Origin of the sequence: Nocardia macrotermitis, assembly GCF_009604405.1 — a bacterium.
Taxonomy (GTDB): domain Bacteria; phylum Actinomycetota; class Actinomycetes; order Mycobacteriales; family Mycobacteriaceae; genus Nocardia; species Nocardia macrotermitis.
This window is the reverse complement of sequence record NZ_WEGK01000018.1, coordinates 50,268-71,213: the sequence shown is the minus strand read 5'-3', so window position 1 is coordinate 71,213 and position 20,946 is coordinate 50,268. Positions and strand designations below refer to the sequence as shown.

Annotated in this window: 18 protein-coding genes; 3 read left to right on the top strand and 15 right to left on the bottom strand. The window is 67.1% G+C overall.

All coding sequences use genetic code 11. The annotated features are described in order from the left end of the window. Window positions 1-74 precede the first annotated feature (74 nt). From NRB20_RS31370 to NRB20_RS31360, 3 genes are all read right to left on the bottom strand, one after another. Window positions 75-1,718, bottom strand: a complete 1,644-nt coding sequence (locus NRB20_RS31370; RefSeq protein WP_194290080.1) for a M4 family metallopeptidase — start codon at window positions 1,716-1,718, stop codon at window positions 75-77. 193 nt (window positions 1,719-1,911) lie between these two features. Continuing rightward, the gene (locus NRB20_RS31365) at window positions 1,912-2,454 is read right to left on the bottom strand and encodes a DUF1697 domain-containing protein (RefSeq protein ID WP_153415019.1); all 543 of its coding nucleotides are present in this window, start codon (window positions 2,452-2,454) and stop codon (window positions 1,912-1,914) included. A 55-nt stretch (window positions 2,455-2,509) separates the two neighbouring features. Then, on the bottom strand, window positions 2,510-3,280 hold the full coding sequence (locus NRB20_RS31360) for an acyltransferase (protein ID WP_153415097.1): 771 nt from the start codon (window positions 3,278-3,280) through the stop codon (window positions 2,510-2,512). A 224-nt stretch (window positions 3,281-3,504) separates the two neighbouring features. Here NRB20_RS31360 and NRB20_RS31355 point away from each other — a divergent pair, with 224 nt between their 5' ends. Further along, the gene (locus NRB20_RS31355) at window positions 3,505-4,875 is read left to right on the top strand and encodes an outer membrane protein assembly factor BamB family protein (RefSeq protein WP_153415018.1); all 1,371 of its coding nucleotides are present in this window, start codon (window positions 3,505-3,507) and stop codon (window positions 4,873-4,875) included. Here NRB20_RS31355 and NRB20_RS31350 read toward each other — a convergent pair. The 8 genes from NRB20_RS31350 to ctaD form a co-directional block, all read right to left on the bottom strand. Beyond that, window positions 4,859-6,043 (bottom strand): THUMP-like domain-containing protein, encoded by a 1,185-nt coding sequence (locus NRB20_RS31350; RefSeq protein WP_319945629.1) that lies wholly within the window; start codon window positions 6,041-6,043, stop codon window positions 4,859-4,861. The genes NRB20_RS31355 and NRB20_RS31350 overlap by 17 nt on opposite strands. Window positions 6,044-6,065: 22 nt before the next feature. Then, entirely contained in the window at window positions 6,066-7,043 is a 978-nt protein-coding gene (locus NRB20_RS31345; protein ID WP_153415017.1) for a class I SAM-dependent methyltransferase, read from the bottom strand. Between the two features lie 116 nt (window positions 7,044-7,159). Then, entirely contained in the window at window positions 7,160-7,924 is a 765-nt protein-coding gene (locus NRB20_RS31340; protein ID WP_319945628.1) for an enoyl-CoA hydratase-related protein, read from the bottom strand. A gap of 113 nt (window positions 7,925-8,037) precedes the next feature. Beyond that, window positions 8,038-8,811 (bottom strand): NUDIX hydrolase, encoded by a 774-nt coding sequence (locus tag NRB20_RS31335; protein ID WP_153415094.1) that lies wholly within the window; start codon window positions 8,809-8,811, stop codon window positions 8,038-8,040. 273 nt (window positions 8,812-9,084) lie between these two features. Next, complete coding sequence (locus NRB20_RS31330; RefSeq protein ID WP_153415016.1) at window positions 9,085-9,915, bottom strand: ABC transporter ATP-binding protein; 831 nt, start codon at window positions 9,913-9,915, stop codon at window positions 9,085-9,087. 190 nt (window positions 9,916-10,105) lie between these two features. Then, on the bottom strand, window positions 10,106-10,846 hold the full coding sequence (locus tag NRB20_RS31325; RefSeq protein ID WP_319945627.1) for a peptidyl-tRNA hydrolase: 741 nt from the start codon (window positions 10,844-10,846) through the stop codon (window positions 10,106-10,108). A gap of 175 nt (window positions 10,847-11,021) precedes the next feature. Next, complete coding sequence (serB, locus tag NRB20_RS31320; protein WP_153415014.1) at window positions 11,022-12,344, bottom strand: phosphoserine phosphatase SerB; 1,323 nt, start codon at window positions 12,342-12,344, stop codon at window positions 11,022-11,024. A 133-nt stretch (window positions 12,345-12,477) separates the two neighbouring features. Further along, complete coding sequence (gene ctaD, locus NRB20_RS31315) at window positions 12,478-14,214, bottom strand: aa3-type cytochrome oxidase subunit I (RefSeq protein WP_319945626.1); 1,737 nt, start codon at window positions 14,212-14,214, stop codon at window positions 12,478-12,480. A 344-nt stretch (window positions 14,215-14,558) separates the two neighbouring features. Between ctaD and NRB20_RS31310 the strand changes: the two genes are divergently transcribed. After that, window positions 14,559-15,566: an ABC transporter substrate-binding protein gene (locus NRB20_RS31310; RefSeq protein WP_153415092.1), complete on the top strand. Its 1,008-nt coding sequence runs from the start codon at window positions 14,559-14,561 to the stop codon at window positions 15,564-15,566. 15 nt (window positions 15,567-15,581) lie between these two features. Here the strand turns inward: NRB20_RS31310 and NRB20_RS31305 are convergent, their stop codons facing one another. Both NRB20_RS31305 and NRB20_RS31300 read right to left on the bottom strand, forming a co-directional pair. Further along, a complete protein-coding gene (locus NRB20_RS31305; RefSeq protein ID WP_194290079.1) occupies window positions 15,582-16,331 on the bottom strand; it encodes an alpha/beta fold hydrolase in 750 nt (249 codons plus the stop codon). Window positions 16,332-16,696: 365 nt separating this feature from the next. After that, window positions 16,697-17,959 carry a protein-tyrosine phosphatase family protein gene (locus tag NRB20_RS31300; protein WP_194290078.1) on the bottom strand — a complete coding sequence of 421 codons (1,263 nt, stop codon included), beginning with the start codon at window positions 17,957-17,959 and terminating at the stop codon, window positions 16,697-16,699. 123 nt (window positions 17,960-18,082) lie between these two features. Here NRB20_RS31300 and NRB20_RS31290 point away from each other — a divergent pair, with 123 nt between their 5' ends. Continuing rightward, complete coding sequence (locus NRB20_RS31290; protein WP_153415010.1) at window positions 18,083-18,901, top strand: glycosyltransferase; 819 nt, start codon at window positions 18,083-18,085, stop codon at window positions 18,899-18,901. A gap of 40 nt (window positions 18,902-18,941) precedes the next feature. On the opposite strand, the gene nrdF is transcribed toward NRB20_RS31290, so the two are convergent. Both nrdF and NRB20_RS31280 read right to left on the bottom strand, forming a co-directional pair. Next, a complete protein-coding gene (gene nrdF, locus NRB20_RS31285; protein WP_319945653.1) occupies window positions 18,942-19,904 on the bottom strand; it encodes a class 1b ribonucleoside-diphosphate reductase subunit beta in 963 nt (320 codons plus the stop codon). A gap of 299 nt (window positions 19,905-20,203) precedes the next feature. After that, window positions 20,204-20,716: a hypothetical protein gene (locus tag NRB20_RS31280; protein WP_153415009.1), complete on the bottom strand. Its 513-nt coding sequence runs from the start codon at window positions 20,714-20,716 to the stop codon at window positions 20,204-20,206. Between the last annotated feature and the right edge of the window lie 230 nt (window positions 20,717-20,946).

The window sequence follows — 20,946 nt, the reverse complement described above, 5'->3', positions numbered from 1 at the left end:
GCGGGTCCTCTCAGTAGTGCGATGGTAACAAGCCGGAGCCGGGCGGCACCGGCGGTGAAATCGGCGATCGGTGCTCAGGCGCGGGCTTCGCGGAGTGGGATGCGGACCGCTTCGACTGCGGTGTGCACCTGATCGCAATCGGAATCGGTCAAATCGCCGGACTTCGCCAGAACGAGTTCGTGGCAGGCGGTGAGCAGGGTGTTGGCCAACGCCGGGTAATCGGCGCTCGGATACAGCTCGGTCTGCACCGTCCAGTAGAGGGCGGCGGCCTTCTTCACACCGATTCCCCGGATCTTCCGGCGGGTGAAGGTCCCGCCGTCGGTGATCAGGAAGGCGAGTTTGTTCCCCACACCGCTGTTGATGTGCACCCCGCCCAGATCGGGCACCCGATTGCGGTCGGAGTACGTCGCCGGGGCCCACCCGGGACCGTGATAGGTCTCCGGTTGCGGATCGGCGCCATCGGCCGGGGACTTCATATCCCGGATGACGCCCACCTGCGTCCCGTTCCCGATCTTCCAGCGATCACCGGCGGAATGCTTTGCCCGAGTGGTCAATTCGGCGAGCTCCCCGAACACATCGGACAGCGATTCGTTGATCGCCCCCGCCTCGTTGAGATAGTCCAGACCGCTGGTCTGCTCGGTGACGCCGTGCGTCAGCTCGTGCGCGACGACATCCAGCCCGAGTACCGCACCGCCCATCACGAACCCCTCGGTGTCGGACCAGAAGGCATTCGCGTACGGGCAGGACTCCGGGCACACCCGAACGTGCGCACGCAACGCCTTGCCCCGCCCATCGTGCGCGTCGATGCCGATCAACTCGGTGAGGCTGCCCAGCTCGGTATAGGCCGCGTAGAACTTCTCGGTATCGCCGATCCAGTCGTACACCTTGTTCGCATCGTCGTTACCCCGAACCCGCCCCTGCCCCTCGGCGCGCACGACCGGATACGACCCGTCCGCGCCGCACGGAATCCCCAGTTCCGGCTCCGCGCCACGGGAATTCGCGTCGCAGATCACGCGGGTCAGATTCGCGGCGGTCCGCCACGCGTCCAGTACCGCGCCGGAGGAATCGGCCGCGACGAACACCCGCCAGCCGACCCCGGCCGCCGTGATCTCGAATCGGTAGGCGGGGACCGCGGTCTTCTCCGGCCCACTACCCGTCAACTCCGGATCGAACCAGGCCGCGGATCCGGACCGCACCCGCACCGCACTCACCGGAACACCGGCCAATCCAGCGGCGGTCGCACTCGCCCGGTCCCGAGCACTCGACGAGGGCGTCCTACGGCTCTGGGGAAAATTACCCGAAACGCGTTCGGCGAGTGCCCCACTCGCCGAGAGCAACGAGCCGTCCGGCTGCAACGCCAACGCAACCGCCGCACCGTAAACCGGCACGGCATCGATCGATTGCGCGAGCCGCACGGTACTCCCCCGACTACGCCGAGAAACCTTCTGCACCAACAGTTTCCCCACCTCGACCGCACCGAACAACTGCTGAACCGCAGCGGTGTGCGCGAGCGCAGCCTCGGCCGCCCCGCCGGACGCCCCCACCCTCGGCACCGGCCGATCCGGCACCACCTGCCGCACCGACCCGGCCGCATCCCGATGAATCCGCTTGGGCGCGGCCACAAGTGTGGGCACATCCGGTGGTCGAGCCGAAACCGCCCCTGCCGATCCGGCCACGAGCATCGCGACCACAGACAACACAACGATCGAAACCCTCATGAATCCCCCTAAGGACTCGATGACGACGCAGCATCCCGGCATACATCGAGCGCTCCCCGAAAACGGGCACCACCGAGCTACCGAGAGAAACGTCTGCCGACAATTCGCTTCTTGCAATCCATTTCGATTGCGGTCCCCCGAGACGAATTCTCTCGGTATTCACATGATCGGTTCGTCGAACGATCCCGAACCACTACAACTTCGCGAAAACCTTCTGCACCGTGGCCCACGTCCGGGTGGTGTTCTCCTTGCCGAACGTCCTGTCCAGCCAGGCCATGTGATTCGGCGTCCCCGGCACGCTGTTGTCCATCACCGCCAGAATCGCCCGTATCCGCTCGTCGTACCCCAGGATCTTCACCTGATCGGCGAGCGCGGGCGGCGGCTCGGTGCCCAACGCGGGATGATTCGCCTCCTTGAGAAACGTCACCATCAGGTACGTCTCCCGGGAATGCGTCAGCCCCGAAAACGGATCGGATTCGATCAACGCCCGCAACTCGGCCCGAGTACGAATCAAGGTGCCGCCACCGATGCCGAGTTCGGTGGACAACCCGTGCTGAATCTTCGATTCCAGTGCGGCACAATCGGACTCCGCACTGCTGAATACGACATTGCCACTACCGAGCACCGAACCGACGGATTCGAAACCCAGCCCACTGAACACACCGCGCAACTTCTCCCCGCGCATGGCGGGATTGCTCGGCGTAATTCCCCGCAGGAGGGCGGCGTATCGGTTCATGGCTCAGACGCTACCGCCGACCACCGACAGATTCACCCTCCTGCGGCCAGCCGCTCTAAGACGCGCCGATGCTGGAAGATTCGATCTGTGCAGCATCCCCGCCACGCGCTTTCTTGCGCTCGATATCGGCCAGCGCGGCCTGATGCGCCGCGCGCGCCTCTGCGGCCGCATCCCAGGCTTCCTTGCGGTTCTTGACCACCTTGGCGGGTGCGCCGACCGCGATGCTGTAATCCGGCACGTCCCCCTTGACCACCGCGTGCGCGCCCAGCACGCACCCGCGCCCGACCCGGGTGCCGCGCAGTACGGTCACCTTCGCCGCGATCCAGGTGTCCGGGCCGATGCGCACCGGGCTCTTCACGATGCCCTGATCCTTGATCGGCATGGTGACGTCGTCCATCTTGTGGTCGAAGTCGCAGATGTAGCACCAGTCCGCGACCAGCGTCGACGCGCCGATCTCGATGTCGAGATAGGTGTTCACGACATTGTCCTTGCCGAACACCACCTTGTCGCCGATGCGCAGCGAACCCTCGTGGCAGCGGATCGCGTTGCCGTCACCGATGTGCACCCAGCGGCCGATCTCCATCCGGCCGAATTCGGGCGTCGCGTGCACCTCGACCCGGCGGCCCAGGAAGACCATGCCGCGCAACACGATGTGCGGATTGGCCATCCGGAATTTGAACAGCCGGTAGTAGCGCACCAGATACCAGGGCGTGTACGCCCGATTGGCGAGCACCCAGCGCAGCGACGCCGCGGTCAGAAAGCGCGCCTGCTCCGGATCCCGGCGGCGCGAACCCCGCCAACGCGAGCGCAACGGTGCGCCCCACATGCTCGTCACGAAGTGCTCCTCGCATCCATCGGGCGATCTTCTCGACCCGCGGTGTCGTCGTCGAGCTACCAGGGTACTTTCGGCCGATCTCACCCGATCCCCTACCCTGGCCGTCCGCCGGATTCCCCCCGAAGCGGACGTACTCCATGAGGCGGCAGACCGCCCGCTCGCGGGTGCGGTTAGTCTCGTGCAAGCCCGTACGAGCAGAGGGGAGACAAGGTCAGATGCGTACCAGCATCCGGCGTCCCGCGCACGATCTCCGTACCATTGTGCGCCGCCCGGCATTTCGTGCCGCCGCGGCCCTCGGCGCGGTCGGCGTGCTGACGCTGAGCGGCTGCGGGGGAACCACGCTCGACGACATCACGGTGGGTCCCGGTCACGGCTGGCCCTCGTCCTTCCACGACGGGCGCAACAGCGGCACGACCGATGTCACCGGTTCGCGCCATCTGAGCCTGAGCTGGTCGCGGCCGATCGGCGGCCCCGCCCTCACACCGACCACGATCGGACCGGACGGGCAGCTGTTCGTCACCACCGGCATCGGCACCGCCTGCATCGGCACCCCGGGGGCGACCGGCGCGCTGTTCTCGTTCCAGATGCCGACGGGCCGCAAACGATTCTGTAATCCACTGGGCGTGGACGTGATCCACTCGGTGACGGCCGTGGACGAACTCGCCAACGTCTACGTCGGCGACGACGGCGCGATGAATTCGATCAACGCGCTCGGTCAGCCGCGCTGGCGCACGCCGGTGGCCGGTGTGCCGATCTCAGTGCAGTTCACCGCGGACAGCCACGTCCTGACCATCACCCAGTCCGGCCAGGTCGACGTGCTGAACCGGCAGACCGGCGACCGCGAGGTCCCGTCGTATCAACTGCTGGGCGAACCCGATTTCCTCGCGCATCCGAACCTGCCGCGCCCGGCCGACGGGGAGGGCCTGGACGACTGCGAGTCCGGCGGGCCGCAGTGTCCGGTGGCCAACGTCTCGGCCATCGCTCCGAGCTCCGGGCGCTTCTACGTGACGGTGTGGCAGCGCGGGTCCGCGAAGGCCTCGCTGGTGGCACTGCGCTACGCGGACAAGCGAATTCAGCAGGACTGGAGCGCCGACATGCTGGTCGACGGCAGCGCGACCAGCCCGACCCTGTCCCCCGACGGCAAGACCGTCTACGTCGGTGACAACAGCGGTCGCCTGATCGCCGTCGACGCCGACAACGGGCGCACCAAATGGGCGCAGCCACTGGGCTTCTCACCGCGCGGTGCGGTCTCCGACGACGACGGCCTGCTGATTCCCGGCGGCGACGACGGCCATCTGATGGCGTTGCGGGACAACGGCGCCAGCGCCGAGATCGCCTGGCAGCGTAAGGATCTCCAGTTGCGCGGCCGTCCCGCGCAGACCGCGGGCGAGACCGGTTACATCGTCTCCCCGATCGGCGACGCGCTGAATCTGGTCACCTTCGACACCCACACCGGCAAGACCGTCGCCTCGGCGGTACTGCCCGGCGCGCAGGGCGCCACCACCGGCACCTCGGTCGGCGAGAAGGGCCAGGTCGTGGTGACCTCGCGGGCCGGCGAGATCTACGTCTTCAAACCCGAGAAGTAGGACGCGCGGGAGGCGTCTCGCACAGAAATACCGTGGGAGTGCGGCCGATTCGCGTGATGACCAGCGAGAACGGCACGGCCCCACGGGGTTTGAGCCGTGCGCGCAGGGCGTCGGGGTCCAGATCCACACCGCGGGTGAGGATTTCCAGCGGACCGCAGCCCCGGCGACGCAGTTCGGCGCGCAGGGTCTTCTCCCGCAGATCCAGGCGGTCCAGGATGCGGAAGCCGCGGATGCCCTCGGGAACGCGGTCGCCGGTCAGGTAGGCGATGCGCGGATCCAGTTGCCACAGACCGTTCTCGGCGGCGTAGTGCCGCACCAGGCCCGCACGCACCACGGCACCGTCCGGATCGATGATCCATTCGCCCGGTGGTTGTTCGGGGATCTCGTCGGGGGCGGCATCGGTGAGGGTCCAATCACTGCCGTCCGAGCGCAGCACCGTCGCGCGCCGGGTGACGCCCGGTTCCGCCAGTCCGGACGACCACAGGCACGCCTCACGCACCGCGCCGTCGAGCGAGACCACCTCGGCCTCACAGTCCTCGAACTGGTCGAAATCCAGTCCGGGAGCACACTTCACGGCAATATCGCGACCGCGATAGGCATCCAGCAGATCCGGCAGCGGCGGTTGCAGTTTCGCCGGATCGTGCGTGCGACGGCCGTCCGCCCGCCGGGCCGGATCGGCGATCACGACGGTCCCGGTGCTGCACGGGACGAGCGCATCGGCCTTGGCCAGCAACACATTCGGCGCGTCGGCGAGATTGTGGGCGGCCATCGCCAAGCGGACATCGTCCAGGTCGCTGCCGATCACGATCGGGCAGACCTGGTGCAGCGCAGCCAGTTCCGCGCCTATCGAACAGGTCAGATCGTGGACCGCGCGACCGGCCAACCGACGTGCCCGATGGTCCGCGACCACGCTCGGCGTCGCCTGCTGCATCGCGTCGTCGGTGAACAACCAGCCCGGTGCGCCGGGCAGTTTCGCCACCGCCCGCCGACGCAGCCGCACCGTCTCCACCAGCGCGGCGGCGCGGTCGCCGTGATCGCGCCGCACCCGCTCGAGATCGCCGAGCAGACTCGCGGCGCTCAACGTCAGCCGATCCACCTCGGCCAGCGCCGCTCGTCCGGCGGCACTCCCGAGATATCCGACATCGGCTCGGGTGAAGCGGTACGCCACTAGAGCACCCCGCCCGGTCGCATTACCTTCCCGCGCCGCCCGGCTTCACGCCGGTGATCATCGCGTTGTAGAAGAACTGCCGGGGCACGACGTGCCGCAGCACCTTCTCGTCCAGCTTGCTCAGCCCCAGCCACGCCCGGTACTGCGCCATGCGGTAACGCCAGGTCAGCTTCGCGTCGGGCACCGCGGCCTCGAAGGTGCGCACCGGCCAGCCCCACAGCGCTGCGGCGAACTCCTCGGTCTCGGCATGCACCTCGGTCGCGCCCGCGCGCCGCGCGATGGCCTCGAGCTCGGAGGGATCGAAGGTGTGCAGATCCACCACGGCCTCGAGGGCCGCCGCGCGGGAGGACTCGTCCAGTTCCTCCTGCGGACGCCGCCAATCGGACAGGAACGGCAGCTTGGTGACCTCGGTGGTCACCTTCCAGGTGAGCTGCCCCAGCTTGCGGGCGTAGAAGTCGCCGATCGTGGTCGGCTCACCGGCGAACACGAACCGGCCGCCGGGCTTGAGCACCCGCAGACATTCCTTCAGCGCCAGCTCGACATCCGGAATGTGGTGCAGCACAGCGTGACCGCAGACCAGGTCGAACGTGTCGTCCTCGTACGGGATGGTCTCGGCGTCGGCGACCCGGCCGTCGACGTCCAGACCCAGATTCTGACCGTTGCGGGTGGCGACCTTGACCATGCCCGGCGACAGATCGGTCACCGAACCGGACTTCGCCACCCCGGACTGCATCAGGTTCAGCAGGAAGAACCCCGTACCGCAGCCGAGTTCGAGCGCCCGCTCGTAGGGCAGCGGCGCGTCGGGCACCACGGCGTCGAAGCGGCCGCGCGCATACGCGATACAACGCTCGTCGTACGAGATCGACCACTTGTCGTCGTAGGTCTCGGCCTCCCAGTCGTGGTAGAGGACCTGGGCGAGCTTGTTGTCGGAAAGTGCGGCCTGGACCTGCGCCTCGGTGGCGTGCGGGTTCGGCGCGGGGGCGTCAGGACGTGCGGTCATGATCGGAAAGGGTAGCCCAGCCTCACGTGCGCGCCGTCACCAGGCCCGCGGCGCCCGGCTCGGTCGAACCCCCGACGACCACGGGCGGGATCGGCGACCGAATCCGACCGATTCGGTCAGCGACCGACGAATTCGGCCGATCCCGGACCGGCGACCAAATAAGAACCTGTTCCTGTGCTGCGATCCTCGGTGTCGAACAGCTCCGCCCATTCGGTCCGCGCCCGATCGTGGCCGTGCGTTCCGGCCTCGAAGACGGCCTTGGCCGCGGCCAGCGCCCGCGCCGGGCCGGTGACGAACTGCCGCGCCCAGCGCAGCGCGGCGAGGTAGACGTCGTCGGGGGCGACGACCTCGTCGACCAGTCCGAGCGCGGCGGCCTCGTCGGGTTCCACGAAACGTCCCGTGTACACCAGATCCTTGGCCCGCGCGGGCCCGATGAGCAGGCTCAGCCGCCGGATTCCGGACAGCGGGATCAGGCCCGCGCGAATCTGCGGCAGGCCCAGGCGGACGTTGTCGCCGATGATGCGCCGATCCGCGCCCAATGCCAGTTCCAGCCCGGCGCCGAGGGCGTAACCGCTGATGGCGGCGACCGTGGGTTGCGGCAGCCGGGCCAGGCAGCCGAGCGCGGCTTGCAGATCCGCGGCGCGCGCGGCGGCCTCCTCGGAGGTGAGGCGATTCAGTTCGGCCAGTTCGTCGCCCGCGCAGAACACTCGTTCGTCGCCGTAGACGACCACCGCGCGCACCTCGGCGTCCGCGCCGATCCGCTCGGCCGCGGCCGCCAACTCCCGTGCCACCTGTAGATCGATCAGATTCATCGGCGGCCGCGCGAAACGCAGCACGGCGATCCCCGCCTCGGGTCGGTCAACGGTCACGAATTCGGCCACGGGGCACGAGCCTACTGGTCGCCCCGATTCCGCCCCGGAGGCCCTGCGGCCGGAGCGCCCGATTCCACCGCTCAGGGTGGGCGGTCCGCTCCGGCGGCGCGACGTCGGGGGAATCAGTCCGCGGGCCGGGAGCCGCGCAGGCGGGAACCTTCGGGGTAGTCGGCGAAGTAGCGCTCGTTGTTCGGGAATCGCAGCCGCGGCTTACCGTCGACGGTTTCCAGGACGGGTTCGATCGGCTCGAAATCCGTTGTGGCGGAGAATATCTCGTCGGCCGAGGAGTATTCGCCGAGCGCGATCAGCTGGGACCAGGTCGGCGGCAGCAGCACGTCGGCACCGGCCTTCCAGCGCGCGACGGCCTCGGCGGGAGTACTCCACCGGACGTGTTCCGCCTCCGAGGTGGCCCCGTCGGCGCGTTGTCCGGCCGGGAGCACCGCGACGAAGAACCGGGTGTCGTACCGCCGCGATTCCACGGTCGGCGTGATCCAGTTGGCCCAGGGACGCAACAGATCCGCGCGCAACACCAGATTCTCGGCGGCCAGGAATTGCCCGAGGGACAGTTCGCGACGCTCCAACCGGGTGCGCGCGTCGCTGTACACCGACGTGTCGGAGACGACGCTGTCGGCGGTCGGGCCCGCCAGCAACACCCCGCACTCCTCGAACGTCTCCCGCACCGCCGCGCACACCAGCGCCTGCGCCCGCGCCCGATCCACCCCGAACCGCTCGGCCCACCACTGCGGACCCGGTCCGGCCCAGGTGATTTCGGCCTGCGCGTCGGACGGGTCGACCCCGCCGCCGGGGAACACCGTCATCCCGGCCGCGAACGCCATCGCCTCGACACGTCGTTGCAGGAACACCTCGGGACCCGACACACCGTCGCGCACCAGCATGACCGTGGACGCGTCCTTGGGAGCCACGGGCGTCGAATCGTTCACCGCCGCACCACCGTTCGCCACCGCACCGTCGCTCACGACCGCACCGCGCCGATCATCGGGTTCGCGCGACGCACCACGCGCTGTGTCCTCGGTTCACTCACGGCAACAATCTCGCTCACCCTTCGCACCCTAACGGGTGCTTGGTCGCCCGCACGCGCGAGCCCGGTACCCGCCGAATCCCCGCTGACCAGGACCGCAATCAGCGCACACCCGAATCACCCCACCCGCTCAGGCGCGGTGACGCCCCAGCCGCCGACTGCGACGCGCGAAATAACGCCCATCGATACGATCCAGCGTGATCGACTGATGGAACGCCTTGCTGAGGTTCTCACCGGTCAGCACATCCTCGAGCAACCCCTGGGCGACGACGCTGCCCTCGTTCAGCAGCAGCCCGTGCGAGAAACCCGCCGGAATCTCCTCGACGTGGTGGGTGACCAGCACGGTGGCCGGGGAATCCGGATTCGAGGCCAGATCGCCGAGCTTCTCCACCAGTTCCTCGCGACCGCCCAGATCCAGTCCGGCGCCGGGTTCGTCGAGCAGCAGCAGCTCCGGATCGGTCATCAGCGCCCGCGCGATCAGCACCCGCTTGCGCTCGCCCTCCGAGAGGGTGCCGTAGGCGCGGTCGGAAAGATGTTCCGCACCCAGGCTTTCCAGCATGTCGACCGCGCGATCGGTATCGACGTCGTCGTACTCCTCGCGCCAGCGGCCCATCACCGCGTATCCCGCCGACACCACTAGATCGCTGACCTTCTCGTCCAACGGCACCCGGCTGGCCACCGCCGCCGAGGACAGGCCGATCCGCGGCCGCAGATCGTTGATATCGGTCCGGCCGATCACCTCACCCAGCAGATGGGCGGTACCGGAGGTCGGATGCAGTTCGGCGGCAGCCATGCGGAGCAGGGAGGTCTTGCCGGCACCGTTGGGGCCGAGGATGACCCAGCGTTCGTCGAGCTCCACTTTCCAGCTGAGCGGACCCACGAGAGTATGGCCCGACCGCCGGACGGTCACCTGGTTGAAATCGATGAGTAGATCGGGATCGGGTTGCGACACGAGCTCCATCTTGGACCACGCACCCGAAACATTCCCAACATGGTCCGTTTGCACGTAGATGTCATATCCCGTCGCGCACCGGAAGATGCCGCGAATTCGCCATCGGGGCGGTGAGATTCGACACTGTCGTCAATCATGGCAACCGGACACCGTCGATCCGAACAGCTCCGGATCGTCCCCGGAACCGCGCGGCCGCCTCTCAGCTCGAGACTCCGGGCGGGACCGCGATCACCGTCATCGATCCGGGCGCGACCTCGGTGAATCCGGCGTCCCGCACCGCGATCGCCGCACCTTCCCGAACCAGCCGGGACAGCTCGGACCAGCGCGAACCGGCCTCCCGCACCGAACAGCGATACCCCTGCCCGGCCCAGGCGAAGGTCTGCTCCACCGACAACGCACCGGCCAGCAACATACTCGCGTGACCGACCTGCGCGGCGGCCTTGCCGACGGTCATTCCGAGTTCCGAATCCACCCACAGCACAGGCAGTTCCGGATCCGCGGGCCCCGGATCGTCCGACTCGAGATCGGTGCCGCCGATCTGAAGTCTGCGGATTCGCTGATCGATAGCGCCGACCGGTCCCGGCACCAGTGCCCGCGCCTGCGCGCCGTCGATCTCCACGGTGAGCCCGTCGACCTCGTTCGCCGCGAGCCACTGCGCACCGCGCGCCCGCCGCGCCACCTTGCGGATCCGGGAACGTTTCCAGGTCAGATACCGCGGCTCCCACTCCCCGCCCGGACCGACCCGCGGATCCATGCACACCGCGACCGCGGCCGTCGCGGCGGCGGCCAGCAGCGCACTGCGCGGCGGCGGATCCTGTTTCGGAATGTGCAGCACCATCTGCATCGCCTGCACCAGCGCCGGATCCTCCGGATCCCCGCCGCCGCCGTAGCCGCGCGCCAATTCCGCATGCCGCGCGACGAATCCGTCGTCGAGCTCCACGACAGCGGCGGCCTCCTCCGACGCCTCCGATATCGACGAATCGAATTCGGGGTCATCGCATGCGGATTCGAACAACTCGCCCTCTCACTTCCGTATCACCTGTCGACCGGTCTCGTTCCGTCCCGGAACCATCGGCGACATTCCGCCCGGCTGATCGACCGGCCGCGTCGACGGCTCAGTTCAGCGGGACGCGACGCAGCAGACCGTCACGAGCATCAGCGGCCTCCACCTCATCGCGGGTGACGCCGAGAATGAACAGCACCGCGTCCAGATAGGGGTGCGAAAGCGCCGCATCGGCGATCTCCCGCAGCGCGGGCTTGGCATTGAACGCGATACCCAACCCGGCCGCATTCAGCATGTCGATATCGTTCGCGCCGTCCCCCACCGCGACGGTCTGTTCCATCGGCACCCCCGCCTCGGCCGCGAAACGCCGCAGCGCCACGGCCTTTCCGGGCCGATCCACGATCTCCCCGATCACCTTGCCGGTCAGCCGGCCGCCGACCACCTCGAGCGTATTGGCCTGCACGAAATCCAGTTCGAGCTCGTGCGCGAGCGGTTCGATGACCTGACGGAAACCACCGGACACCACACCGCAGCGAAAACCCAAGCGCCGCAACGTGCGAATGGTCGTGCGCGCACCGGGCGTCAACGTGATCGCCTCGGCCACCTCATCGATCACCGACTCCTGCAACCCGGCCAGGGTCGCCACCCGCTGCCGCAGCGATTCGGCGAAGTCCAGTTCCCCGCGCATCGCCGCCTCGGTCACCTTGCGGACCTCGTCCTCGACCCCGGCGTGCGCGGCGAGCATCTCGATCACCTCGCCCTGGATGAGCGTGGAGTCGACGTCGAACACGATCAGCCGTTTGGCGCGCCGGGCCAGACCCGCGCGTTCGACGGCGATATCGATGTTCTGTTTCGCCGCGACCTCGGCCAGGGTGGTACGCAACCGCGTCTCGGCGGATTCGGTCGCGGGCGCGGTGACGGTCAGCTCCAGACCCGTCACCGGATAGTCCGCGACACCGCGGATCGCGTCGATGTTGACGTCCTGCTCGGCCAGTTTGCGCGCGATGACGCTGAACGCCCGCGCGGTCACCGGACTGCCCAGCACCACGATCGCATGCGTCGACAATCCGGCCCCGGTGCTCGAATCCGCGCCGATCTCCACGTCGACCTGCATGCCGACGGTGACCATCGCGTCCTCGAGCTCGTCCTGCAAACCCTCCGGATCGCCCGGACAGGTCACCAGCACGCCGAGCGTCAGCCGACCGCGGATCACGACCTGCTCGACGTCCAGGAGGCTCACGCCGTTGCGCGCCAACGCTGCCAGCAGGACCGAGGTGACGCCGGGCCGGTCGGGGCCGGTGACGGTGATCAGCACCGTCGTCCCCGCGGCAGCCTGCGCAGCCACGGACTCGCCGTGGTTGCCGGATTCAGGCTGGGACGTGCTCACGTGGTCTCCCTCTCGCGACGTACTCGGCCGCCGGCGACGGCCCCTCATTGTCTCAGGCGGTTTCCGGCGTACCGGACACGGCCCACGGCAGCGTGGCCGGAATCACTCACCTCGGAAACCGAACGCGGCGGCCGCCTCCGAGGAGACGACCGCCGCGTAGGTCATGGCGAGAATCAGCCGATCAGCTCGACACCTTCTCGAGTTCCTTGACGGTGTGCGACTTGGAACCCCAGCCGACGTGGGCCTCCGCGCGCATCCGCTCCACCATGTGCGGGTAGTGCAGCTCGAACGCCGGACGCTCGGACCGGATCCGCGGCAGCTCGTAGAAGTTGTGCCGCGGCGGCGGGCAGGAGGTCGCCCACTCCAGCGAGTTGCCGTAGCCCCACGGATCGTCCACGGTCACGACCTCGCCATAGCGGTAGGACTTGAAGACGTTCCAGATGAACGGCAGCGTCGAGGCGCCCAGGATGAACGCGCCGATCGTGGAGATCGTGTTCAACGTGGTGAAACCGTCGGTGGGCAGGTAGTCCGCGTACCGACGCGGCATACCCTCCGCGCCCAGCCAGTGCTGCACCAGGAAGGTGGTGTGGAAACCGATCATGGTCGCCCAGAAGTGCCACTTGCCCAGGCGCTCGTCCATCATGCGGCCGGTCATCTTCGGGAACCAGAAGTAGATGCCCGCGAAGGTGGCGAACACGATGGTGCCGAAGAGCACGTAGTGGAAGTGCGCGACCACGAAGTAGGTGTCCGACACGTGGAAGTCCAGCGGCGGGCTGGCCAGGATGACACCCGACAGACCACCGAACAGGAACGTCACCAGGAAGCCGACCGACCACAGCATCGGCGTCTCGAACGTCAACTGGCCGCGCCACATGGTGCCGATCCAGTTGAAGAACTTCACGCCGGTCGGAACCGCGATCAGGAAGGTCATGAAGGAGAAGTACGGCAGCAGCACCGCGCCGGTGGCGTACATGTGGTGCGCCCACACCGCGATGGACAGCGCCGCGATACCCAGGGTCGCGTAGACCAGCGTGGTGTAACCGAAGATCGGCTTACGGCTGAAGACCGGGAAGATCTCCGAGACGATGCCGAAGAACGGCAGCGCGATGATGTACACCTCGGGGTGGCCGAAGTACCAGAACAGGTGCTGGTACAGAATCGCGCCACCGTTGGCCGGGTCGTAGATGTGCCCGCCCAGGTGCCGGTCGTAGGCCAGACCGAACAGCGCCGCGGTCAGCAGCGGGAACGCCAGCAGCACCAGCACGCTGGTGACCGCGATGTTCCAGGTGAAGATCGGCATGCGGAACAGCGTCATACCCGGGCAGCGCAGGCAGACCACGGTGGTCAACATGTTGACGCCACCGAGGATGGTGCCCAGACCGGAGACGGCCAGACCCAGGATCCACAGGTCGGCGCCGACACCCGGGGAGTGCACGATGTCCGACAGCGGGGTGTAGGCGGTCCAGCCGAAGTCGGCCGCGCCACCGGGGGTGACGAAACCGGCGGTCGCCATGGTCGCGCCGAACAGGTACAGCCAGTAGCTGAACGCGTTCAGACGCGGGAAGGCGACGTCGGGGGCGCCGATCTGCAAGGGCAGCACGATATTCGCGAAGCCGAACACGATCGCCGTCGCGTAGAACAGCAGCATGATCGTGCCGTGCATGGTGAACAGCTGGTTGAACTGCTCCGGCGACAGGAACTGCAGGCCCGGACGAGCGAGCTCACCACGCATCAGCAGTGCCATCAGGCCGCCGATCATGAAGAACGACATCGCCGTCACCAGGTACATCACCCCGAGCACCTTCGGGTCGGTGGTGGTGACCAACTTGTAGATGAACGAACCCTTCGGACCCGTTCGTTCCGGGTACGGCCGTGTCGCTTCCAATTGGGGGACTGGCTGGGGCTCTACAGCAGTCACTGATCCTCCTGAAGGTATGCCTTCTGGTCGTTGTCGTACGTCTCGCTCCGGCCCTGCGGACAGGCGCACGGCGAACGACGGTGGCTTTCGCTACTACGGATCGTAAACCGTGCTGCCGCAAGCATCACGCCCGGTCCTACTCTGTGTCGTAATTGGCTCGCACAGGTCGAGCGCGCGGGTGGTCGACCGAGGCCCGCACCTGCCCTCGGATGCGCGGGCTGTGTACCCTTCCCGGCATGTCCGTGAGCCAGCGCAGCGAGCGAACCTCCGCCCCGGTGACGCGTTCGCGTGGTCGAGATGTGCGCGCGGACAAGCGCGCTCGGCGTTTGCGTGGAAGTTGCCTGATGCTCGTCGCGGCGGTGGTCGCACTGACCGCCTGTAGCAACGGATCCGATGACGCCGCCAGTTCGATCGTGCGCACCACGACCAATATCGCCGGTGCCGATGTGGTCGGTGTCGAGCGCGACACCACCCGCGCCTGCCCGCTGCCCAGCGATCCGGATCAGGCCGCGGGCACCCGCGCGGTGACGAGTCCCGCTGGGGTGACACAGATTTCGGCCGATCCGAAGCGGATCGTGGTACTGGACACCGCCGCCCTGGATGCGGCGTGCGGCCTGGGCCTGTGGCAGCGGGTCGTCGGCGCGACAACCCTCGCCGGACCCAGCCCGCAGCCGTCCTATCTGGGCTACGGCTTGCAGATCGTGCCGAGCGTGGGCGTCTCGGGCACCCCCGACGTCGCGAAAATCGCCGCGATGCACCCCGATCTGGTGCTCGGCACGGTCGGCGACGGCGATCTCAACGCGTTGCGCGCGGCCGCGCCCACCGTGCTGATCGGTAAGGATCCCAGCTGGCAGAGCTCGTTCAGCGCCTTCGCCGACGCCCTCGGGCGACCGAGCGCCGGCGCGAAGGCCCTCGCCGACTACCACGCCTACGCGCACGACACCGGCGTCGCGATCGCGGCCTCCCTGTCCCAGGCGTCGGTGCTGCGCTTCGGCGCCTCCGACGCCCAGGTACAGGGTGCGGACTCCTTTGCCGGACGAGTGCTGGCCGACGCGGGCGTACAACGCCCGCAGGCCCAGCGAGGCGCGTCCTACCAGGTGAGCACCCTGAGCAGCGAACGCGACCGGGCCCGGGTCGAGGGCGACATCATCTACGTGATGTTCGACGGCGAAGACGGTAAGTCCTACGGCCAGAAGGTCATGCACGGCGACGACTGGAAGAACCTCGGCGCGGTCTCGGACAAACGCGATTTCGTCGTCGACGACACCATCTGGCACGGCACCGGCATCACCGCCGCCCGCGCCCTGATCGATGACCTGCGCAGCTCGCTCAACGGTTACGTGAACGACTGAGCCCTCGGCTCGACCTCACCCCACCGAATCGACGAATTCACCGATCTTCGCCGCGATGACGTCCGGAATGCGTTGCGGCAGTAGATGTCCACCCCCGGAGACGAGTTCCAGCCGGGATCGCGGGAACCGCTCGTGCAACGCGCGTGCGGCCGCGACCGGGACGACCGTATCGGTCGGATCGGCGATGATCAGCGCGGGCATGTCGGTGGTATCCAGGCGCTCGACCCAATGATCCAGGCTCCCGAACAGTTCACGCTGTTCGAGCAGCACGGTGCGCCAGACCGGACTGTGCTCGTGCCGGATGTCGGCGAACGCGTGCCAGGACGCGACGGCGTCGGGATGACGCGCGCGATGCCAGCGGGCCAGCCGCGGCATCATCGACCACATCCCCACCGCCAGCGCCGGTCCCACCACGGGCGCGGCGAGCACCCCGTCCCAGCGCGTGACACATCCCGGCCAGACGCCGGCGATGGAGATCAGCCCGCGCACCCGTTCCGGCGCGATCGCGGCCGCGGCCAGCGCCACCCCACCGCCATAGGAGTGTCCGGCCAGCACGGCATCCGGTATTCCGGCGCGATCGAGCCGATCCAGCAACCAGACGGCATTCTCTTCGAGCGTGCCCCCGGCCGATTCGCTACTCCCGTATCCGGGCCGATCCCACGCCAGCGCCCGCACCGACGACGGCAACCGCTCGAGCACCCCGTCCCAGGCCGAATGGTCCCCCGGCTGCCCGTGCAGCAGCACGACCGGCGCGGTCGTGGTCATCGCCTTCCCCCTCCGCGAGCCCGTCGAATACCGAAGCGCCGCGGGAACCGGCGGCCCCACGACCAGTTCGGAACCATTCGCCATGACCCGCTCCTCTCCCATTTACCCTCTGGCTACCGACAGTAACCGCACAACCTGACCCCCAGCCAGGTACGTTCTGTGCGCTTGCTGTGGACGCGGTCCGAGCGCGCCGTGCTGGTGACCACGACACAAGCGCAGCCCCGGCTACCTGTGCCCCAACCATCCGTCGGCGGAATCGCTTCGCATTGCCTCGGCGAATACCTCACGCGGACAACGAAATACAAGCTGTTCTCAACAGGGCAGTGCTACCTGCCGGGCGATGATCATTCGTACGCCGCGCCACCTCACCCACGCCGCGTGATCAGCCACATCGCCGCACCGATGACAACGCCGAAAAGCAGCAGGCCGCCGCCCAGCTCGGCCATCAACCAGGAACGCTCCGACAGAGATTCCGTGCCCTTGAGGGTGATATCCAGTGCACCGACAGCGAAGGCGATCACCGCGGCGAAGAAGGCGACCACTTCGATGGCACGCGTATGCCCACGCTGCGTACTGTCGGCCAGATCCTGCATCTTCTGCTCGTGACGACCGATGGTCGTATCGATTCGTTTCTCGGATTCCTGCACGAGCGCAGTCATATTCACCATGAATTGCTGCATTTCCTCGCGCGCCGTCTGCATCTGACGCGTGATGGCCTGCTGACTCTCGATCAGCCGTTGCTCGGCCTCGAATTGCTCTTGCAGAAGGTTGTGGCTGATGCGCCAGCCCGTTTTCGGGAGCTTTTTCTGGGCTCGACCGATACTGATTCGAGCGTCCGCGTAGTCACCACACAGCCGCTGTCCGATGGCCAGCCGGAACAGGAACATGTGATCGTCCGGGAACAACGACACCGCCTCGGCCGACCAGGTCCGCAGCAGCTCCCCACGACGGTCGAAATCCTTGCCGACCGCTAGGCCGTTCAACACGACATCGACACTCTCGCGGGTGCGATCCGGCGAGCTCCACACCTTTTCCGCCAATCCACAGGCGTATTCGGAGCTCGTCCGCTCCGCACCGAACGCGGCGAACGCCCGCAACGCGCGGAAAAGCACAGCATCCCAGAACGTCCTGCGGATGGATACGGACAACGGCGAGGACTCGAGGAATTCGAGCAGCTCGTCGAAACTATGGTTGGAACGCAGTTTGGCGGCCTGATACAGCACGGCGAAATAGGCACGGTCACCACCGGGGTTACCGGCGATGATGTCCGCAGTGGCATCGGCGATCTCTTCGGCGGAATCGATCGAGTCGCGAGTGATGAACCCGTATCCCATTGCCCATTTCTCGCGAACCGGTTCCGCGACCACAAGTTCGGCGTGCTCGCTGAGCCAGCCCGCACATTCCACGGCGGTATGCAGGGTAGGTTCCTCGCGGAAACGCAGATTCCAATAACGATCGGCAAGTATGAACGACGGGTCGGAATCGAAATCGGCCGACCAGATCGTGAACTGCGGTTCCACCCGCTCGGCGAAGTACTGTTCGGCAAGCCGCGCACAATCCCGATCGAGGCTGCGTGATCCGGCCTGCTTCAACGTTTCCAGAAACTGTTCGACTGCCCCGTGATCCATACCTTCCCCTACCCTTCAACGGCGTCACGACGATTGCAGCCTATTTACCACACCCGGTCATGCCGCGCAGCATGATTCGACCACGGCGGGCAGCATGGTCAACCAGCTGGCACACTGACTCGCATGCGGGTAGAGGTCGTGACTGCGGTCCACGATGCCTATGCTCATTTCCTTTCCGCCGCATGGCAATCGCTGCAAGCACAGACATTCGACGACTGGTGCTGGCTGGTGCAGATCGATGGGCCCGCCACGGCCGTCATACCGGAGCTGATCGCCTGTGGGGCGTCGGAGGATCCACGAGTCCGTGTGGCGGTCAACGGAACTCGCGAAGGTCCGGCCACCACCCGCAATATCGCGCTCGGACGATCGCGGGCGCCGCTGATCCAGAATCTGGATGCCGACGACGAGCTCGAACCGGATGCCCTCCAGAATCTGGCCCATGCACTCGACACACACCCGCAGGCAGGTTTCGCCGTCGGCCCTGCTCGGGATCTGCTGTATTCCGGTGAGCTGGTGGACTTTCCGCTGCCGTTCCGCCCGGGGCTGCAGGCCCGGGGCAGGCTGATCGCCGCTGTGGCACGCGAACCGGACCGCTACCGGTTGCCGGTGCATCCGGCCGGCATCATGTGGCGGCGTGATCTACTGCTGACCGTCGGAGGCTGGGCCGGGCTGCGCGGTATGGAGGACACCGCACTGCTTATGGCCGCCGCCGCGCTGGCCCCCTGCGTCACACTGGACACGGTGACGCTTCGCTATCGCCGACACCGCGCCCAGACCTCCACACAAACCTCTTTCTTCGAGGGGGGGGGGGGGGAGCAAATTTCGCTTATTCACCAGCGCACGTCACGTTTACTCGCGGGCCCTGGCTGGGTCGCCGACGCAACCACCGGTTCCGATCGACCGGACGGCGAACTTTCCGACCTGCCCGCGGGCCCCGGATGATGGACTCCACGGCAACCTCGCGCCGGAAGTCCATGCCGGACTAGAACTCCCAGTCCTCGTCCTCGGTATTCACCGCCTTGCCGATGACGTAACTCGAGCCCGAACCGGAGAAGAAGTCGTGGTTCTCATCGGCGTTAGGTGACAACGCCGAGAGGATGGCCGGGTTGACTTCGGTTTCGTCCTTGGGGAACAGGCCCTCGTAGCCGAGGTTCATCAGGGCCTTGTTGGCGTTGTAGCGCAGGAACTTCTTGACGTCCTCGGTGAGGCCGACCTCGTCGTACAGATCCTGGGTGTACTCGACCTCGTTCTCGTACAGTTCGAACAGCAGCTCGAAGGTGTAGCTCTTGAGCTCCTCGCGTTCGGGCTCGGTGAGTTGCTCGAGGCCCTTCTGGTACTTGTAGCCGATGTAGTAGCCGTGTACGGCCTCGTCGCGGATGATCAGGCGGATCAGGTCGGCGGTGTTGGTGAGCTTGGCCCGCGAGGACCAGTACATCGGCAGGTAGAAACCGGAGTAGAACAGGAAGCTCTCCAGCAGGGTGGAGGCCACCTTGCGCTTGAGCGGCTCGTCGCCCCGGTAGTAGTCCAGGACGATCTCGGCCTTGCGTTGCAGGTTGCGGTTCTCCTCCGACCAGCGGAACGCGTCGTCGATCTCGCGCGTGGAGCACAGCGTGGAGAAGATCGAGCTGTAGCTCTTGGCGTGCACCGACTCCATGAACGCGATGTTGGTGTACACCGCCTCCTCGTGCGGGGTGAGCGCGTCGGGGATCAGGCTCACCGCGCCGACCGTGCCCTGAATCGTGTCCAGCAGCGTCAGACCGGTGAAAACCCGCATGGTGAGCTGCTTTTCATGCGGGGTCAACGTATTCCACGAGGGGATGTCGTTGGACACCGGAACCTTCTCGGGCAACCAGAAGTTGCCGGTCAGCCTGTCCCAGACCTCGGCATCCTTCTCATCGGGCACCCGATTCCAGTTGATCGCGCTCACTCGATCGATCAGCTTCACGCCCGCCTCACTCACCCTTCTCGCTTCGCCGAATCGCACGGATATCACTCACCCCGAACACTACTACTAGGGTCCGACATCCCCGAGCAGCACAACACCTTGTGCCGTGACGATCCTGCGGATATGCCCGGAAAGCGTGCGGCGATCCACATCCGGAACGGCCCGTCACGACGAAATGCGGCCCGTCACATCGGATTCGCGACACGAATACCGGACACCCGCCGCCGGACTCGCCCGGGGCGCTCGAAGTGTGCCAGACGACGGTTCCGCGGCGACGCTCGCCCCGGTGCGCCGAACCCTCACCCGGCCCGGCGCTCGATCACCGCGGCCTCCACGTCGAGCCAGGTGCGGGTGGCGCACACCCAGTCCGGCGGCGGCGCGGTCTGGGCGCCGAACCAGAACAGGTGCGGCACCGACCCGCGCAGCGCGATGTGCACATCGATCCGATCGTCGATCATGTGCGTGATCCCCAGTTCGGCGCAGTGGATCGCCTTGTCCGCCCGAGCCCGGCAGAAACGCAGGTGCTCGCGCGGAATTCCGGTGCGGCCGTGGAAATCATGATGATCGAGCCACTGCCGCGTCCGCTCCTCGATCCGCGGACCGCATTTGGAGATGACCCACGCGCCCTCGAACAGCGGCACGATCCGCGCCAGCACCTCGAACGCGTCCGCGCTCGGCGGCGTCGCCATCGCCTGCTCCGCACCGCCGGACAGGAATACGGTGTCCGCCTCGCCCGGCGCGATCGCGGCCCCCTGGATCACCCGCCCGAAATCGACCCCCAGCCGTTGCGCCACAAAGGTTTCCGGTGACATGACACTTCCCCAACTCTTCCGGCGACAGAAAACAATGCCGCCTCTCGGGAACAGCGTGCCGCTCTAATCCACCGGGGCGCAACCCATTTACGGCTCGAAGATGAGAAGTACTGCCGCCGAGGCTGTTTCGGCACAGCAGGCTTCGTTCGAGGGTCCGCAGAATCAGGGCATCATGATCACACCGAAGCCAGGAACCACGACGGTGACGATCAACGGACCGGAGCCCGTGA

Bases quoted from the DNA above. Each gene is read 5' to 3' on its own strand.
- NRB20_RS31300 (WP_194290078.1), bottom strand. From the start codon at position 17,959: ATGGATCACGGGGCAGTCGAACAGTTTCTGGAAACGTTGAAGCAGGCC.
- NRB20_RS31310 (WP_153415092.1), top strand. From the start codon at position 14,559: ATGCTCGTCGCGGCGGTGGTCGCACTGACCGCCTGTAGCAACGGATCC.
- NRB20_RS31360 (WP_153415097.1), bottom strand. From the start codon at position 3,280: ATGTGGGGCGCACCGTTGCGCTCGCGTTGGCGGGGTTCGCGCCGCCGG.
- NRB20_RS31305 (WP_194290079.1), bottom strand. From the start codon at position 16,331: ATGACCACGACCGCGCCGGTCGTGCTGCTGCACGGGCAGCCGGGGGAC.
- NRB20_RS31355 (WP_153415018.1), top strand. From the start codon at position 3,505: ATGCGTACCAGCATCCGGCGTCCCGCGCACGATCTCCGTACCATTGTG.
- NRB20_RS31345 (WP_153415017.1), bottom strand. From the start codon at position 7,043: ATGACCGCACGTCCTGACGCCCCCGCGCCGAACCCGCACGCCACCGAG.
- NRB20_RS31370 (WP_194290080.1), bottom strand. From the start codon at position 1,718: ATGAGGGTTTCGATCGTTGTGTTGTCTGTGGTCGCGATGCTCGTGGCC.
- serB (WP_153415014.1), bottom strand. From the start codon at position 12,344: ATGAGGGGCCGTCGCCGGCGGCCGAGTACGTCGCGAGAGGGAGACCAC.
- NRB20_RS31330 (WP_153415016.1), bottom strand. From the start codon at position 9,915: ATGGAGCTCGTGTCGCAACCCGATCCCGATCTACTCATCGATTTCAAC.
- NRB20_RS31280 (WP_153415009.1), bottom strand. From the start codon at position 20,716: ATGTCACCGGAAACCTTTGTGGCGCAACGGCTGGGGGTCGATTTCGGG.
- NRB20_RS31335 (WP_153415094.1), bottom strand. From the start codon at position 8,811: ATGCTGGTGCGCGACGGTGTGTCGGGTCCCGAGGTGTTCCTGCAACGA.
- NRB20_RS31290 (WP_153415010.1), top strand. From the start codon at position 18,083: ATGCGGGTAGAGGTCGTGACTGCGGTCCACGATGCCTATGCTCATTTC.
- NRB20_RS31365 (WP_153415019.1), bottom strand. From the start codon at position 2,454: ATGAACCGATACGCCGCCCTCCTGCGGGGAATTACGCCGAGCAATCCC.